At 62.6% G+C, this 16,677-nt stretch carries 17 protein-coding genes; 9 read left to right on the forward strand and 8 right to left on the reverse strand.

Going from position 1 to position 16,677, the window contains the following annotated elements:
• Window positions 1-23 precede the first annotated feature (23 nt).
• The 5 genes from mtaB to ACN0X9_RS07845 all read left to right on the forward strand — a co-directional run bounded on the left by mtaB (window position 24) and on the right by ACN0X9_RS07845 (window position 4,495).
• Window positions 24-1,358, forward strand: coding sequence for a tRNA (N(6)-L-threonylcarbamoyladenosine(37)-C(2))-methylthiotransferase MtaB (gene mtaB, locus ACN0X9_RS07825; RefSeq protein WP_417487056.1), 1,335 nt, complete (start codon window positions 24-26; stop codon window positions 1,356-1,358).
• Complete coding sequence (ftsY, locus tag ACN0X9_RS07830; protein ID WP_417487057.1) at window positions 1,355-2,284, forward strand: signal recognition particle-docking protein FtsY; 930 nt, start codon at window positions 1,355-1,357, stop codon at window positions 2,282-2,284. The genes mtaB and ftsY overlap by 4 nt, the downstream gene beginning before the upstream one ends.
• A 3-nt stretch (window positions 2,285-2,287) precedes the next feature.
• Entirely contained in the window at window positions 2,288-3,136 is an 849-nt protein-coding gene (locus tag ACN0X9_RS07835) for an EamA family transporter (protein ID WP_417487058.1), read from the forward strand.
• 21 nt (window positions 3,137-3,157) lie between these two features.
• Entirely contained in the window at window positions 3,158-3,805 is a 648-nt protein-coding gene (locus ACN0X9_RS07840) for an inner membrane-spanning protein YciB (RefSeq protein ID WP_417487059.1), read from the forward strand.
• 84 nt (window positions 3,806-3,889) lie between these two features.
• The gene (locus ACN0X9_RS07845; protein ID WP_417487060.1) at window positions 3,890-4,495 is read left to right on the forward strand and encodes a MarR family winged helix-turn-helix transcriptional regulator; all 606 of its coding nucleotides are present in this window, start codon (window positions 3,890-3,892) and stop codon (window positions 4,493-4,495) included.
• On the opposite strand, the gene ACN0X9_RS07850 is transcribed toward ACN0X9_RS07845, so the two are convergent.
• From ACN0X9_RS07850 to ccmA, 5 genes are read right to left on the reverse strand one after another with little or no spacing between them, the layout of a single operon-like run.
• Window positions 4,492-4,998, reverse strand: coding sequence for a redoxin family protein (locus tag ACN0X9_RS07850; RefSeq protein WP_417487126.1), 507 nt, complete (start codon window positions 4,996-4,998; stop codon window positions 4,492-4,494). The genes ACN0X9_RS07845 and ACN0X9_RS07850 overlap by 4 nt on opposite strands.
• Entirely contained in the window at window positions 4,998-5,153 is a 156-nt protein-coding gene (gene ccmD / locus ACN0X9_RS07855; protein ID WP_083759596.1) for a heme exporter protein CcmD, read from the reverse strand. Before ccmD ends, ACN0X9_RS07850 begins: the two co-directional genes overlap by 1 nt.
• On the reverse strand, window positions 5,150-5,899 hold the full coding sequence (ccmC, locus tag ACN0X9_RS07860) for a heme ABC transporter permease CcmC (protein ID WP_417487061.1): 750 nt from the start codon (window positions 5,897-5,899) through the stop codon (window positions 5,150-5,152). The genes ccmD and ccmC overlap by 4 nt, the downstream gene beginning before the upstream one ends.
• Before the next feature lie 53 nt (window positions 5,900-5,952).
• Window positions 5,953-6,621, reverse strand: a complete 669-nt coding sequence (locus tag ACN0X9_RS07865; protein ID WP_417487062.1) for a heme exporter protein CcmB — start codon at window positions 6,619-6,621, stop codon at window positions 5,953-5,955.
• Window positions 6,618-7,262, reverse strand: coding sequence for a heme ABC exporter ATP-binding protein CcmA (gene ccmA, locus ACN0X9_RS07870; RefSeq protein ID WP_417487063.1), 645 nt, complete (start codon window positions 7,260-7,262; stop codon window positions 6,618-6,620). The genes ACN0X9_RS07865 and ccmA overlap by 4 nt, the downstream gene beginning before the upstream one ends.
• Before the next feature lie 170 nt (window positions 7,263-7,432).
• Here ccmA and acnA point away from each other — a divergent pair, with 170 nt between their 5' ends.
• Window positions 7,433-10,108 (forward strand): aconitate hydratase AcnA, encoded by a 2,676-nt coding sequence (gene acnA, locus ACN0X9_RS07875; RefSeq protein WP_417487064.1) that lies wholly within the window; start codon window positions 7,433-7,435, stop codon window positions 10,106-10,108.
• 77 nt (window positions 10,109-10,185) lie between these two features.
• Complete coding sequence (locus tag ACN0X9_RS07880) at window positions 10,186-10,932, forward strand: DUF1223 domain-containing protein (protein ID WP_417487065.1); 747 nt, start codon at window positions 10,186-10,188, stop codon at window positions 10,930-10,932.
• Here ACN0X9_RS07880 and ACN0X9_RS07885 read toward each other — a convergent pair.
• Together ACN0X9_RS07885 and ACN0X9_RS07890 are read right to left on the reverse strand one after the other, a co-directional pair.
• Window positions 10,929-11,480, reverse strand: a complete 552-nt coding sequence (locus tag ACN0X9_RS07885; RefSeq protein WP_417487066.1) for an ActR/PrrA/RegA family redox response regulator transcription factor — start codon at window positions 11,478-11,480, stop codon at window positions 10,929-10,931. The genes ACN0X9_RS07880 and ACN0X9_RS07885 overlap by 4 nt on opposite strands.
• A gap of 37 nt (window positions 11,481-11,517) precedes the next feature.
• Entirely contained in the window at window positions 11,518-12,843 is a 1,326-nt protein-coding gene (locus ACN0X9_RS07890; protein ID WP_417487067.1) for an ActS/PrrB/RegB family redox-sensitive histidine kinase, read from the reverse strand.
• 148 nt (window positions 12,844-12,991) lie between these two features.
• Between ACN0X9_RS07890 and ACN0X9_RS07895 the strand changes: the two genes are divergently transcribed.
• Both ACN0X9_RS07895 and ACN0X9_RS07900 read left to right on the forward strand, forming a co-directional pair.
• Complete coding sequence (locus ACN0X9_RS07895) at window positions 12,992-13,624, forward strand: SCO family protein (RefSeq protein WP_417487068.1); 633 nt, start codon at window positions 12,992-12,994, stop codon at window positions 13,622-13,624.
• Window positions 13,625-13,670: 46 nt separating this feature from the next.
• Window positions 13,671-14,933, forward strand: a complete 1,263-nt coding sequence (locus ACN0X9_RS07900; RefSeq protein ID WP_417487069.1) for a polyhydroxyalkanoate depolymerase — start codon at window positions 13,671-13,673, stop codon at window positions 14,931-14,933.
• Between the two features lie 78 nt (window positions 14,934-15,011).
• On the opposite strand, the gene ACN0X9_RS07905 is transcribed toward ACN0X9_RS07900, so the two are convergent.
• Complete coding sequence (locus tag ACN0X9_RS07905) at window positions 15,012-16,580, reverse strand: hypothetical protein (RefSeq protein ID WP_417487070.1); 1,569 nt, start codon at window positions 16,578-16,580, stop codon at window positions 15,012-15,014.
• Window positions 16,581-16,677 lie beyond the last annotated feature (97 nt).

Raw genomic sequence — 16,677 nt, forward strand, 5'->3', positions numbered from 1 at the left:
ACTCCACCACTTATCCGCTCTCAATGAGCACGCATGATGACAATCCGGCCGCTTCCGGTGCCGACACGCCGCCGACACGGCCTGTCGACGCCGAAGCCGGGCTCGAAATCCTGACCTTCGGCTGCCGGCTGAATGCCTGGGAAAGCGAGGTCATGCGCAAGCATGCCCGCGATCAGGGCCTGACCAATACCATTCTCGTGAACACCTGCGCGGTCACCAATGAGGCCGTCCGCCAGGCCCGTCAGAACATCCGTCGTGCCCGCCGCGACAATCCCGACGCGCAAATCATCGTCACCGGCTGCGCAGCCCAGGTCGATCCGGAGATGTTCGGCAAGATGCCGGAAGTGAACCGGGTCATCGGCAATGATGACAAGCTCAAGGCTGAAACCTTCAAACCCGCCGACCTGCTGGGTGGCACCGAGAAGGTGCGCGTCAACGACATCATGAGCGTGACCGAGACCGCCGGTCATCTAGTGGAGGGCATGGAGGGACGGGCCCGGGCCTATGTCCAGGTCCAGAATGGATGCGACCATCGCTGCACCTTCTGCATCATCCCCTATGGCCGCGGCAATTCGCGCTCGGTCGGCGCTGGCGAGGTGGTCGATCAGATCAAGACTCTGGTCGATAGTGGCCACAGCGAGGTCGTGCTGACCGGGGTCGACCTGACCTCATGGGGCGAGGACCTGCCGGGCAAGCCGCCACTGGGGCGCCTGGTCCAGTCCATCCTCAAACATGTGCCGGATCTGCCCCGACTGCGCCTGTCCTCGATCGACGCCATCGAGATCGATGAGGCCCTGTTCGAGGCGGTCACCGGCGAGGCCCGCATCGCGCCCTACCTGCACCTGTCGCTGCAGGCCGGGGACGACATGATCCTCAAGCGCATGAAGCGGCGCCATCTGCGCGATGATGCGATCGCGCTGTGTGACCGTTTGAAATCGGCCCGGCCGGAGATCGCCTTCGGCGCCGACATGATTGCCGGTTTCCCGACCGAAACCGAAGCGATGTTCGAGAATTCAATCCGCCTGGTCGACGAGTGCCAGCTCGCCTATCTGCATGTCTTCCCCTATTCGCCGCGCCCCGGCACCCCGGCCGCACGCATGCCACAGCTCGAGCGCGCGGTGATCAAGGATCGCGCCAACCGGCTCCGCGCCAAGGCTGACGAGGCCTTGAACCGTCATCTGGACGGGATGATCGGGTTGGAGAAGGCCGCATTGGTTGAGAAACCGGGCTTTGCGCGCGCCGGAAATTTTGCCGGCATCCGTATCGCGGAAGCCGAGTTCCCGCGGGCCGGTGTGCTTGTCGATATCGCCATATCGGGGCATGACGGGCGTGAATTGCAGGGGGTCATCACCGGATGAGCGAGAAGAAGCCCGGTTTCTTCTCCCGGCTGGCACAGGGGCTCAAACGCTCCTCGTCCAAGCTGGGAGACAGCGTCAGCGCGATTTTCACCAAGCGAAAGCTCGATCGCGAGGCGTTGGAAGAGCTTGAAGATGTCCTGATCGCTGCCGATCTCGGCGCGACCGCGGCCAGGCAGGTCACCGAACGCCTGGCAAAGGACCGGTTCGACAAGGAAGTCTCCGACGAGGAGGTCCGCGAAGCCCTGGCGGAGGTGGTCGCGGAAACGCTGACGCCGCTTGAGCAGAGACTCGATCTGAGCGGCGCACGGCCACAGGTCGTGTTGTTCGTTGGCGTGAACGGGTCCGGAAAGACCACCACGCTGGGCAAGATTGCTGTCAAGCTGAAGCGTGACGGCCGCAATCCGATCCTGGCCGCCGGCGACACCTTCCGCGCCGCTGCGATCGAGCAGGTCTCGGTCTGGGGTGAGCGGGCCAACTCGCCGGTGATCAAGCGCGAAATCGGAGCCGATGCTGCCGGTCTCGCCTTCGACGCCATCGACCAAGCCGATCGCGACGGTCATGACGTGGTCCTGATCGACACCGCCGGTCGCCTGCAGAACAAGGCCGAGCTGATGGACGAGCTGCGCAAGGTGGTGCGGGTCATCAAGAAGCGCATGCCGGACGCGCCGCATCATGTTGTCCTCGTGCTGGACGGCACGGTCGGATCCAATGCCGTGTCGCAGGCCCAGGCCTTCCTGGAAGCTTCCGAAGTAACCGGCGTGGTGATGACCAAGCTGGACGGGACCGCCAAGGGCGGCGCCCTGGTCCAGGTCGCCGAGAAGTTCCAGCTGCCGATCCACTATATCGGCATTGGCGAAGGGGAAGAGGACCTGCAGCCCTTCTCGGCCCGCGACTTCTCCCGGGCCCTCGCGGGACTGGGCAGCTAGAGCTTGGACAACACGCTCGCCCTCGCAACCGTCGCCATGCTCGGCTCGGCGCTGGCGCACGCGATCATGACCCTGCTGACCAAGAAGGCGAGCGACAAGCTGGTTTTTCGTGGCCTGACCCAGGGCTATCTGGCGATTCTCATTCTGCCCTGGCTTTTGTTCCAGCCCCTCCCGCCCTGGGAAGTCTGGCGCTTCCTCCTGGCCGGCGCGGTGGTGATCTGGGCCTTCAACATGCTGTTGGTCGCGGCCTTCAACGAGGGCGAGATGAATCTCGCCTATCCGGTCATGCGCGGTGCGGCTCCTGCTCTGGCGGCACTGGCTGCATTCGTGTTTCTCGGCGAGACGGTTACGCTCGGACAGCTGGCCGGGCTAGGCGTTGCGACAGCGGCGCTGATCGGCTTTGCCTGGCCCGAACGTGACGGCAAACCCAAGCTGAAACTCATCCTGCTCGCCCTTGCCGCCGCCAGCATGACGGCCAGCTATACCGTTATCGACGCGGCCGGCGTGCGCACGTCCGGCCAGCTTTTCATCTATCTGGGCTGGTTCTTCGTCCTGTCCGGCGTGACCATCCTGCCCACCGCCATCCTCCGCCGTGGATCGGCCTTCCTGGCCATCGCCCGGCAGGAAACCCGCCCGGCCTTGATGTGCATGGGCTTCAACCTCGCCACCTATGGCCTGGCCCTCTACGCCTATGCCAACGCCCCGGTGGCGCCGATGGCGGCGCTGCGCGAATTGTCGATCGTCCTGGGGGCCCTGCTGGCGGCGCTGGTGCTGAAGGAACCCTTCGGTGCACGGCGCACAATGCTTGCAATCTGTCTCGCCACGGGGCTCGTATTGCTACAGGTCATGTAACCCGCAACCGAGGAGCCGCCCGTGGCCCAGACCCAGAAAACGTCCGAGCAAAGCTCGCGCCTCCTCATCGACGCTGGTCCGATCGGCGTCTGGATCGTGGTGTACAATCTGGCGCGCATGTTTGCCGGCGACCAGGCCATCTACATTGGCACAGGCGCCTACATGGTTGCTGCAACCATCGCCCTGGTGATGTCGATCCGGATCGAAAAACGCATTCCACCGATGCTGGTCTTCACCACGGTCATCGTGTTGTTCTTCGGGGCGCTGGGCATTTTCCTGCAGGATCCGATCTTCATCTACGCAAAGCCCACCATCATCAATCTCTTCCTGTCCTATCTGGTCCTGGTCAGCCTCGCGCTGGGTCACAATATCTGGAAGGTCTTCTTCGGGCATATCTTCGAACTGACCGACCGCGCCTGGACCCTTCTCGCCATCCGCTGGGCGCTCTGGTTCCAATTCCTCGCCGGCCTCAATGAAGTTATGTGGCGCCACATCACGGACAGTGTCGTGCCGCAAAGCGCGCGCTGGTTCGCCGGACTGGAACTGAGCGAGGCCTTCTGGTCGAATGCCAAGCTTGGCGTGATGGTATTGTCGGTCCTGTTCGCGGCATCACAGATGCCGCTGATCCTCAAGAATCAGCCGAAAACCCCTGCAGAACCCGAGGCCTGAAACCGACACTCCGTGTTCGGACATTTGTCATTCCCGCGTTATAAATCCGACCTAGGATGAATTCCCGAACAGCCGGGGGCGGTCATGGCGCAAGACAAACAAGACACCAAGGGTTTCCATCTTTCGGAGTCGCCCGGGCACCTGCTGCACCGGGCCCAGCAGTTTGCGGCCGAGCGCTTTGCCAAAGCCATGGCCGGAGCCAAGCTCACCCAGCGCCAATTTGCCGTCCTCCACGCGACCGCCGAGGAAGAAGGCCTGACCCAGACCCAGCTGGTCAAGTCGACCGGGATTGATCGCTCCACACTCGCCGAGCTGGTCGCCCGCATGGTCAAGAACGGCCTGCTCGAACGCGAAAAGCTGCCGGACGATGCCCGCGCGAATGCGGTCAAGCTGACCGACGACGGACGGGCGCTGCTCGAGGCGGCGACGCTCGGCGCAATGGAGGCTGACAAGGCGATCCTGTCGGCTCTGCCGAAAAACAAGCGCGCGAGTTTCCTGGAGACCCTGCGCCGGATAGCGGAGACGCTTGAGAAGGGCGAGGAGGCAGCCAAGCAGGCCAAGATCAAGGTCAAAGAGAAAAAGAAGAAGGCCAAAAAGAAGGCCAAGGAAAAAGCCAAGGCCAAGGCCAAGAAAGCCGCCCGAAAGTCGAAGAAGGTTTCGGCTGACGCGACGCCGAAAACCGGCACCTAGTCCCGCAGCGCACGATCCAGAGCCGGATAGATGACCTGCCGCAGGGCATCCGGGGTCAGCGGGCCGGGCCAGCGTGCCAGAATCTCGCCATTTGCGATGACAAGGGTCTCAGGCGCGCCTCCTATGCCGAGGGCTCGCACAGACTGGTTGTTGTCATCCTGCATGACGCCCACAAACGGGTCTCCCAGCACATCAAGAAACTGGTTGGCAGCTTCCGGCGTATCCCGCCAGTTCAGCCCGTAGATCGTGATACCCTCGCTTCGCAAGGCCATCAGCACCGGGTGCTCGGCATGGCAAGGCGCGCACCAGCTGCCCCAGACATTGAGCAACCAGACACCGTCCACCAAAGCGGCATCGAAGCTTTCGCGCCCCTCCAGCGGGGTCGTGGTGAGCGCCGGCATCGGGATTGGCACCGGAGCGCTGCGATTATCCCACAGCCGCCAACCAAGCGCCGCGACCAGTCCGATCAACGCCAACCATGCGGCAATCCGGACCGACTGCATCAAGCTTCATCCCGTTCCAGCCGACGCAAGGCTTCACGGGCCTGCCGCCGCTCGATGAGAGCGTGAGCGACCAGTCCGGCCAGGGCCAGGACAGACGCGGCCCAAGTCGGCCAGACGAAGGCAGCATAGCCGCCCATTTCCAGAAACTCGCTCATGACACAGCCTCTTCTCGCGCCCGGGCCGCTTGCTCACGCTGGCGCTGCAAGGTGCGCACGCGCCGCCGGATCGCCTGGCTGCGCAGACGGTAGAGCACCAGCCAGCCGGCAAAGCAGGTATAGGCCAGGATCATGATCAGGAGCGGCCAGAGCTGGCTGGCATGAATGGTTGGTCCATCAAGGCGGATGATCGAGGCGGGCTGGTGAAGGCTCGACCACCAGTCGACCGAAAATTTCACGATGACCAGATTAACGATCCCCGCCATTGCCAGGACAGCACCGGTGCGCGCGGCCTGCTGGGTATCCTCGAGCGCCGCCCGCAGCGCCATATAGCCAAGATAGACCAGCAACAGCACGAGCACCGAGGTCATCCGTGCATCCCATTCCCACCAGGTGCCCCACATCGGCTTGCCCCAAAGCGAGCCGGTGAACAGGGCGAGCACCGTGAACACCGCGCCGATCGGCGCGATGATCTCGGCTGCCGTGTCGGCCAACGCGTGGCGCCAGACGAAATAGACAAAACTGGCCACCGCCAGCGCCGCATAGAGCGCCATTGCCATATAGGCCGCCGGCACATGCACATACATGATCCGGATCGTCTCGCCCTGCTGGTAGTCCGGCGGTGAGCCGAACAAGGCCAGCCAGACACCAACGGCCAGCAACAGCACAGACAGGAACCCGAGCACCGGGATCAGGGCCCGGGCGAGCTGGTCGAAGCGTTGCGGGTTGGAGAAGTAGGACAGCATGTCAGCTCACTTACTGTGCCGCTGCCTTGCGGGCAACTGCGACCGATTTTCCGTCAGCCCAACCGGCTCCGCAAGGCCGCAACAATCCCGAATGGTGCCAGCGCAGTTGTTCCGAGCGAGACGGCAATCGTCAGCAGCAGGTTGGCGAGCGCCCGCTCATCGCCTGCAAGGGCCGACCGACCCGCGCCGGCGGCGAAAATCAGGACCGGTACCATCATTGGCGTCGCGATCAGTGCGATTAACAAGCCGCTGCGCCGGACACCCGCCGCCAGAGCACCGGCGAAGCCGGCGATCAGGGACAGGGCCGGAATGGCGGCCAGCAAGGCCAGGGCTCCCACGCAGGCAGGAAGCACCGGAACGCCATACATCATGGCGCCCAGCAGACCGATCACAGGCAGGGGCCACAGCGTGGCCAGGGCATGCCCGAGGACCTTGGCCAGCACAAGCCATGGCAGCGACAGGCCACTCAACAGATAGAGCTCGGCGGTGCCGTCAGCATGGTCGTCGCCAAACAGGCGGTCGGCTGATTGCAGGACTGACAGCAATGCGGCGAAACCCATAATGCCCGGTCCCACTGCAACCAGCAGGTCAGCGGCCGGACCGATGGCCAGCGGTGCCAGCGTGATCGCGCCGAGGAAAAAAGCAGCCGGTCCGGCCGGACCGCCGCCGCCCGCCCAGGCCAGTCCGGCTTCGCGCGAGAAAATGGCTCCAAAAGCGCTCATCGGTGCGCCCCGAGGTCGATTCGTTTGGCGTCCGGCCAATCCAGGGACTGATGCGTCGCTGCGATCAAACTTCCGCCGCGTGAACGATGCCAGTCCACAAGCGCTGCCAGACGCGCACGTCCACCGCCATCGAGCGGACCGGCGGGCTCGTCGAGCAACCAGATCGGCCGGTTGGCCAGCGCAACCCTGACCAGCGCACAACGGCGCTGTTGGCCCCGCGACAGGCGGCTGGCCGGTCGGTCGATCAGGCTCTCAATGGCCATCGCGCGCATCAAGGGCAGGATAGGATCGCGGCCCTGATCATTCATCTTCGCCCAGAAGCGCAAACTCTGTCTCGGCGTCTCGACAGGTTTGAGGCCGTCCGCATGACCCAACCACGCAACAAGCTCGGCAGCATTGTCAGCCTTTGGGCCCTCACCGAAGACAACACGCCCCGCATCAGGGCGGACGAATCCGGCGATCGCGCGCAGCAGGGTTGTCTTGCCGGTCCCGTTGGGCCCGCTCATCAGCACCGCCTCGCCCGGGGCCAGATCGAGGCTGAAATCGCGGACCAGCGTGATGTCGCCGCGGCTCAGCGACAGACCGGAAACCTGGAGCCTCTCAGGCTGCAGATCGGGCAGATCGGGGAATTTCGCGGTCATGGTCGGCATCACTTTGCATGTCGCCTGACAGCACCCCATCCGTCAACGCGCGCAACGCCGCATTGCAGCAAACCGAATGTCCGGCTAAAACCCGCCAAAACATGTGGCCGTAAACTGCGGCCGACCTCCCCACCGGGTATTTCACCCCTGACCCCATGAGGACGACCCATATGGCCTCTCTCGACAGTTTTTCCTGTAAACGCACCCTCACCGCAGCCGGTGAGACCTATGCCTATTTTGACCTGAAGGTCGCCGAGGCGAACGGGTTGGCCGGGGTGTCCCGCCTGCCGGGCTCGCTGAAAGTGCTTCTGGAAAACCTGTTGCGCTTTGAAGACGGCAAGACCGTCACCAAGGCCGATATCGAGGCGATGGCCGAATGGCTGACGACCCGCAAGTCGACCCATGAGATCGCCTACCGCCCGGCCCGCGTGGTCATGCAGGACTTCACCGGCGTGCCCGCCGTGGTCGACCTCGCCGCCATGCGCGACGCCGCGACCAAGCTTGGCGCCGACCCGGACCGCATCAACCCGCAAGTCCCCGTCGACCTCGTGATCGACCATTCGGTCATGGTCGACAATTTCGGTCAGGCCAACAGCTTCGCCAAGAATGTCGAGCGCGAGTATGAGCGCAATGGCGAGCGCTACAAATTCCTCAAATGGGGCGCCAAGGCGTTTGACAATTTCCGCGTCGTCCCGCCGGGCACCGGCATCATCCACCAGGTCAATCTGGAAAACCTCGCCCAGGCCGTCTGGACCAAGGACGAAAACGGCGAAACCATCGCCTATCCGGACACCTGCGTCGGCACCGACAGCCACACCACCATGATCAACGGCCTCGCCGTTCTCGGTTGGGGTGTTGGTGGGATCGAGGCCGAAGCCGCCATGCTCGGCCAGCCTGTCTCCATGCTGATCCCGGAAGTCATCGGCTTTGAACTGACCGGCAAGCTGCCGGAAGGCGCCACCGCCACCGACCTGGTGCTGAAAGTCGTCGAAATGCTCCGCCAGAAAGGCGTGGTCGGCAAATTCGTCGAATTCTACGGCACCGGCCTTGATCACCTGTCGCTGGAAGATGAAGCCACAATCGCCAACATGGCGCCGGAATACGGCGCGACCTGCGGCTTCTTCCCGGTCGACAACGAGACGCTCGCCTATCTCAAGGCCACTGGCCGCGATGACAAGCGCGTCGCGCTCGTGGAAGCCTACTCCAAGGCACAAGGCATGTTCCGCCCGGAATACGACGCTGACCCGGTCTTCACCGACACGCTGCGCCTGGACATGTCGGAAGTCGTGCCAGCCGTCTCCGGCCCGAAACGCCCGCAGGACTGGATCGAGCTGTCCAATGCCTCCGCCGGCTTTGCCCGCATCATGGAAAGCGAGTACGGCAAGGGCGACGAGCTGGACAAGTCGGCCCCGGTCGAGGGCGAGGACTATGCCTTCACCAACGGCAATGTGGCGATCGCGGCGATTACCTCATGCACCAATACGTCGAACCCGTCGGTCATGCTCGGCGCAGGTCTCCTCGCCCGCAACGCCGTGGCCAAGGGGCTGAAGACCAAGCCGTGGGTCAAGACCTCGCTGGCCCCGGGTTCGCAGGTCGTCACCGACTACCTGCTGCGCGCCGGCCTCAATGACGACCTTGACGCGCTCGGCTTCGATCTCGTCGGCTATGGCTGCACCACCTGTATCGGCAATTCCGGCCCGCTGCCGCCAGCGATCTCCAAGACCATCAACGAGAATGATCTCGTGGCGACGTCCGTTCTCTCGGGCAACCGCAATTTCGAAGGCCGGATCTCGCCGGACGTGCGCGCCAACTATCTGGCCTCACCGCCGCTGGTTGTCGCCTACGCCCTGGCCGGATCGATGAAGGTCAATCTGGTCACCGACCCGCTGGGCCAGGACCAGGACGGCAATGACGTCTATCTCAAGGACATCTGGCCGACCTCCGCCGAGATCGCCGAAGTCGTTCGCACCTCGGTGACCCCGGACATGTTCGCCAAACGCTATGCCAACGTGTTCAAGGGCGATGACGCCTGGGGCGGCATCGAAGTTTCCGGCGGGCTGACCTACGCCTGGGACCACACCTCGACCTATGTGCAGAACCCGCCTTACTTCGAAGGCATGACGATGGATCCGGAAAGCCCGGGCGATGTCGTCAATGCCAAGATCATGGGCCTGTTTGGCGACTCGATCACCACCGACCACATCTCGCCGGCCGGTTCGATCAAGGCCGACAGCCCGGCCGGTCGTTACCTGCAGGAACGCCAAGTGCCGGTGCTGGAGTTCAACTCCTACGGCTCGCGCCGCGGCAATCACGAAGTGATGATGCGCGGGACGTTCGCCAATATCCGCATCAAGAACAAGATGCTGGATGGCGTCGAGGGCGGTTACACGCTGAAGGACGGCAAGCAGGTCGACATCTTTGACGCCTGCATGGAACACCAGGCCAACGGTACGCCGCTGGTCGTGTTCGGCGGCAAGGAATATGGCACCGGGTCGTCGCGTGACTGGGCTGCCAAGGGCACCCGCCTGCTGGGCGTCAAAGCCGTGATCGCCGAGAGCTTCGAGCGTATCCACCGCTCCAATCTGATCGGAATGGGCGTGCTGCCGCTGCAGTTCGAAGACGGTGCCAGCTGGGAAGCGCTGGGTATGACCGGCGACGAAACCGTGACCATTCTGGGGATCGAGGCCCTTGAGCCGCGAGCCGTGATGACGGTGTCGATCACCTTCCCGGACGGTACCGTGAAAACGGCCCCGGCCCGCGCCCGGATCGATACCGAGAACGAGCTGGAATACTTCCGCCACGGCGGCATCCTGCACTACGTGCTGCGCAATCTCGCAGCGTCGTAAGACTGCGGCCATCAAGCTCCCGTCCGCGTCACGTCCATTTGATTGGATGATGCGGGCGGGCATGCTTATCTAAGCGCATGAAATGGCTGTCCGCCCTCTTCCTGTCCGTCCTCGGATGGGCCTGCCTCCCGGCTGCGCACGCGATTGACGAGCCCGGCACGGAGGACGAGCGCCCTGTCCTGGTCGAGCTTTTCACGAGCCAAGGATGTGGACTGTGCCCAGAAGCGAACCGCTATCTCGGTGAGCTCGACCAGCGCGACAATGTCTTCGTACTCGCCTACGCAGTGTCCTATTGGGACATGTATGGCTGGACCGACACCTATGCCCGTCCGGAATACGTCCAGCGCCAACGCACCTATCTGCCCCGACTGGACGTTCCCCGGCTCTACACACCCCATTTCGTGGTCGATGGTGTGACCGATGCCCCCGGTTGGGAGCAGGATGCGGTCGCCAATGCCGTCGAGGCCCGCCTGACCGCGATGCCCGGAAGTCCGGTGATCACTGTGGCAGACGGCCCTTTCGGATCATTTCGCGTCAGCCTCGACGGCGAAGCGCCCGAAGAGGAACTGGATGTCTGGCTCGTCGCCTACGCGCCCGGCTGGGCTTCCGTCTCAGTCCTGTCCGGCGAGAATGAGGGCCTAGACATGCTTCACTATAACATGGTGAAGAGTCTGACTTATTTAGGAAATTGGTCGGGCGGCCCGACCACCTTCACAGGTGAGAGCTTTCGGCGGTATGGCACCGTCGCCATCGTGCAAGGCGCCAATGGCGGCCCCGTATACGGGTATGCGCGTGTCGCGCCCAGCAATGGTTCTGACCGCTAACGCGGTGCGCGCTTGGCGAGAATGCGTTGCAAGGTGCGACGGTGCATGTTCAGGCGGCGGGCTGTTTCGGAGACATTGTGATCACACAGCTCAAACACACGCTGAATGTGCTCCCAGCGCACCCGATCAGCTGACATCGGATTCTCCGGCGGTTCCGGCTTGTCTTCCGGATGGGCCAGGAGAGCTTTGATGATGTCATCGGCGTCAGCCGGCTTGGACAGATAGTCGACGGCGCCCGCCTTCACGGCCGCAACCGCGGTGGCGATATTGCCATACCCTGTAAGCATCACAACGCGGCAATCCGCTCGCGAAGCATGCAGTGCCTTCACGACATCCAGGCCGTCACCATCCTGCAGGCGCAGGTCCAGCACCGCGAAAGCCGGCGGATTGGATCGCGCCACTTCCTTGGCTTCATCAACGCTTGCCACGGCAGACACAATGAAGCCGCGACCGGTCATGGCCCGGCCGAGCCGGGTGCGGAAAGGCGCGTCATCGTCCAGGATGAGAAGAGACTTGTCGTCGGGAAGTTCGTATTCGATCTCGCTCACGCGTCGGTCCTCGCAAAATCCGATGGTGATTCACTGTCTAGCCCACCGCGTGCTGCGCCTCCACCCGTTTACGCGGCCAGCGGATCGAGACGATGGCGCCGCCCGGTGCGGGCGCATTGTCGAAACGCACCACACCGCCGCTCTTCTCGATCATTGTCTTGGCGATGAAGACCCCGAGACCAAGCCCCCCCTGGCCGGGAGTTCCTGACCGGGTCGTGACATAGGGTTCGCCAATTTTTGACAGGATGTCGGACGAAAAACCCGGTCCGTCATCCATAACCCGCACATAGATGTTGGTCCGGTCCCACCGGCCTTCGACGACAACGCGGGAGACGGCGAAATCGACCGAGTTTTCAATGAAATTGCCGATCCCGTAGAGGAGTTCCGGGATCCGCCTCAAGACCGGTGGCTCGTCGTCGGTGCCCGCGCCCAGCTGGACACTCACGACAGGCCCGAGGCCCTGAAGTGGTGCGCTCGCCTCTTCCAGTGCGGCGAGCAGTTCGATGCGGTCATGGCGGGCATCGGAAGCTTCCTGCACTTCACCGAGGCGCTTCAGGATGTCGCGGCAACGACGGGCCTGGGTGACCAGAAGCTCCGCATCTTCTCCAAGCGGCGTGCCCGCCTCGATCTCGCGAAGCATTTCCTTGGCCGTCAACTGGATTGTGGCCAGTGGCGTGCCGAGCTCATGGGCCGCGGCCGCCGCCAGGGCACCGAGCGCTGACAACCTCTGTTCCCTGGACAATACGCTCTGGGTTGCTGCGAGCGCCGTCGCCATCCGCTTGCCCTCATGGCTGACCCGCCACGAGTAGACCGCGGTGAAAGCCACAGCGATGAAGATCGCCGCCCACAGGCCAAAGACGTACATGCCGGGAAGATCCAGCGTCTCTCCGTCATACCAGGGGAGCGGCATGCTCCACACCCACATGGCGCCAGTGCCTGTGAAAGCGATGGCCGCCACACCGCTGGACCACCTTGGCGGCAGGGCGGCAACGGCAATGATGATCGGCGCGGCCAGCATCACGACAAAGGGGTTTTGCAACCCACCTGTCAGCATCAGCAAGGCGCACATCTGCAGGACATCATAACCAAGCTGCCCGAACGCCTCCCAGTCACGGGCAAATTTCTGTGGCGGAACAGCCAGTGTGAGCCAGGTATTGACCAGGGCACTGAGCAGGATGATGCCCAGGCACAGGCCGACAGGCAGCTCGAAGCCGGCAAGAAAATGGACCGTCAGGATGGTTATTGTCTGACCACCGACCGCGAGCCAGCGCAGCATGACCAGCGTTCTCAGACGCAACCTGCCAAAAACGGGCGTCAGATGAGCGTTGGCGCCATACGGGTCCCAATCATTCTCAATCGTCATGGCAAACCTCCCGCAAGCGTGACCGCGTGCCGCGATGGACAGGCGACAGGCTTGGCCCTACCTTCGCAGCCGCAGCAAACCCATGTGTTTGGACTAACATGCTTCGTCCGCGCGCGGATAGATCGCGCCGGAGTTCCCAGGAGTGACAATGCCGCGCCCATTGCTCTGGCTTCTCATCGCCGCACCAACCGTGCTGCTGATCGCCTTTTTCTCGCAGTTCCTGATGAATGACGACTCGCAACAGGTGCGACGTGGAGCTGTCCGCACGAGTGGCGAAGCACAGATTGGCGGGCCGTTTGAACTGGTTGACCAGACCGGCGCCACCGTCACCCAAGAGACCTATTCGGGCAAGCTCATGCTGATCTATTTCGGCTATACTTATTGCCCCGATGCCTGCCCGTTCTCGCTGCAGATCATGGCCGCCGCAATGGACCGGCTGACCGCCAGTGAACGCGCCCGCATCCAGCCGATCCTGATCAGTTTCGACCCCGAGCGCGACACCGTCGAGCAAATGGCCCGCTATGTCAGCTCCCCTGCCTTTCCGGAGGGCCTTGTCGGCCTGACCGGCACGGAAGAACAGATTTCAGCCGCCGCCCGGGCGTACCGCGTCGTCTATCAACGCGCCGAGGACGCTGGCAGCGGCGATTATCTGATGGACCATTCCTCCTTCATCTACCTGATGGATGCGGACGGCGTATTCGTGGACGTCTTCCCGCCGGGGGTTGATCCGGTAGATGTCGCGGCCCGCCTGCAAGACTTCCTTGAGGAAAACCCCGGATAGTCATCCGGAACAGCGGTTGCGTCTGGCGCCATCGCGAGGAGAGCACATGCTTTACAGCGTTTATGAGTTCAACCGGATGGCGATGACTCCATGGCGAGCCGCTGCCAACGCCACGCGCCAGATGATGCGCTCGCCGATGAATCCGATGGGAGACACCATGGCCGGCCGCACGATGGCGGCGGCTGCAGAATTGTTCGAGTCCGTCACCCGGCGTTACGCCAAACCGGAGTGGATGATTGACCAGATCGAGATCAATGGCGCGCAGGTCGGCGTCAGCGAACAGACCATCTGGACCAAACCCTGGTGCTCGCTTCTCCATTTCGAGCGCGACCAGGACGCGCTGATCGCAGCACGCGGCGAAACTTCTGACAGGAAAGTCCTGTTTGTCGCGCCTATGTCCGGTCACTACGCGACGCTGCTGCGCGGCACTGTCGAGGCGTTTCTGCCGGACAGTGAAGTCTATATCACCGACTGGCATGACGCGCGCTCGGTGCCCGTCACCGAAGGCCGGTTCAATCTCGACGACTTCACGAGCTATATCCGCGAGATGATCACCCTTCTCGGGCCCGATCTGCATGTGGTGGCCGTATGTCAGCCCGGCCCGCCAACCCTCGCTGCGATTGCAATGATGGCCGAGGATGACGACCCGAACAGACCGGCCTCGATGACGTTCATGGGATCTCCGATCGACACCCGGCTGTCGCCGACTGTTCCCAACAAGCTGGCCGAAGAAAAGCCGTTCGACTGGTTTGCCAGCAATCTGATCCATACGGTCCCGGCTCCAAATCCGGGTGCTTTCCGCCGCGTCTACCCGGGCTTCCTTCAATTGGCCGGTTTCATGAACATGAATCTGGACCGGCATGTCGATGCGCACTGGAATTTCTATACCCATCTGGTCGACGGCGATGGCGACAGTGCCGAGAAGCACCGAACCTTCTACGATGAATATCTCGCCGTCATGGATCTGTCCGAAGAGTTTTACCTGCAAACGATCACCGACGTGTTCCAGGAGCACAAGCTGGCACGCGGGCAACAGACTCATGGTGACCGGATTGTCGACCCGTCAGCCATCAAGGACATCGCCCTTCTGACCGTCGAGGGTGAGAATGACGACATTTCAGGGATTGGTCAGACCCAGGCCGCCCACACCCTGTGTGGCAATCTGCCCGAAGCGCTCCAACAGGACTGGGTCCAGCCCTCGGTCGGCCATTACGGCGTCTTCAACGGACGCCGTTTCCGCGAGGAGATCGCGCCCCGGATGAAAACGTTCATGGATGAGACCGGCAAGGCAGCACTCGAAATCCGCTAGCTTCCCTTACCCACCCTGACAACAAAAAAGGCGCCGCCCGGGATGGGCGGCGCCTTTCTGTTTGTGCTGCGCGCCGGATCAGGGCGCTTCGGAAGTGATGGTCAATCCGAGTGAGTTGTAGTCGAACGCACCAGCTTCGATATCGACCAGCATGTCACCAATGCTCAGTGGTGCAGGCGGGGTCATGTCGACCGTCAGGCTGCCACCCTGGTTGATGAAGTTGGTCAGGGCTGTCGACAGTTGAGCCAGAACAGGGCGAGGAACTTCCGGCGGGGCTGCCATCAAGCTCATACCGAGCATCGCGCCGGCCTGGACACGCAGCTCTTCCTTGCTCACGCCCTGGGTCGCAGCCCCGGCTTCCAGTGCCCGGTCGAGGATCGACAGGTCAACCAGTCGCATCGAGATATTGTTGATGAGCAACGGAGCCATCATCTGCGCCATCGCGTCCAGCTGCGCATCCTCATCGGATTCGTCGAGGGCTCCCAGCGTTGCCATAGTATCCGGCAAGCTCTCCAAGTATGCATCATAGCCGGAGACATCCTGGCCCATTTCGATGCGCAGGCCGTCCGTCAACTCGATATAATTGTCGCCGGTCGTGTAAGCGCGGCCGGTGTCCTCGTCATAAATCGAGTTCGCCGCCATGCGCAGTTCGAGCTGCTCATAGCCGAGCATGCCAAGACCCATCGCCAGCTGTGCGCCAGCCGGCTTCGACGGATCGGGAATCAACATCGCCGATCCAAGCTCCGCCGTGCTGGTGATGCGCGAACCATAACGCTCCATCGCCGCCGTGAAGTGGTCCATCGAGAAGTGAACACCCGACGCTTCGACAAGAATGTCCCGAATGGCAAAACTGTCATAGACGTCAAGCGGCGACAGGAATGCACTCTGGTAATAGGCCTGCGCGATGGAACTGTCATCGGCTCCGGCCGCGGCGGCGTCCATCATGTCGGCATAGGCCTCTGTCTGGAAACCAACCAGAGAAACCTCGCCCATGTTCACCGTAATTTCGTCGCCACTTTCATCGACGCCGGAGAACCCGAAGCCCAGCATGGCCATGCGGCCAAGTTCGACGCGGGTGTAGTTCTCGATCACCAGGCGGGCTAGGCCGAATTCGAACGGGCCCGATTCATCGGCGCCGGCTCCTGTCAGCCCATCGATGCTGAAGCCCTCGAACTCATAGGTATTCCACGCCGGCTCATAGTCTTCATCGGTCTCACCGGCGACAGCCCGGCCAAAGTCTGTTGTCAGCGCGTCATTGGGGCCCTCCAGACTGATCCGGTCCAGGCGCACGACGGTCCCGTCCTCGTCATCGGTTCCTGAAATGCCTTCCAGAGCCAAGGCGTCAAACAGGACTTCACCATTGGAATCGAGGCGAAGCGACTCGAAGACCATGCGGTCAGCATGAACTTCATCGCTTGAGTCGAGATCATCGTCGTTGAAGTCGGAGAACGTCACATCATTGAGCGTGTAGCGGCCATTGCGGTAGTCGGCGCTCTCGAAACTGATGGACTCATGTGAGCCATCGAGGCCCATCCGGGCCATGGCGGCTTCCGCTGCGGCACGGCTTTGCGCCTCCACGCTGCCAGCCGGCAACATGTAGACAGCGACACTCGCAGCAGCTGCGGCGGTAAGCAGATTGTATCTCATTATGACCCCCTTTTGGATCGGTGTTTTCAATTCCCTCAACGGAGAGTTTAACACCGCAATTGCGACACGTCGCTGAAACCTGCCGCTGTTTTGGGGG

The organism is Maricaulis sp. (assembly GCF_048268525.1).
GTDB lineage: Bacteria > Pseudomonadota > Alphaproteobacteria > Caulobacterales > Maricaulaceae > Maricaulis.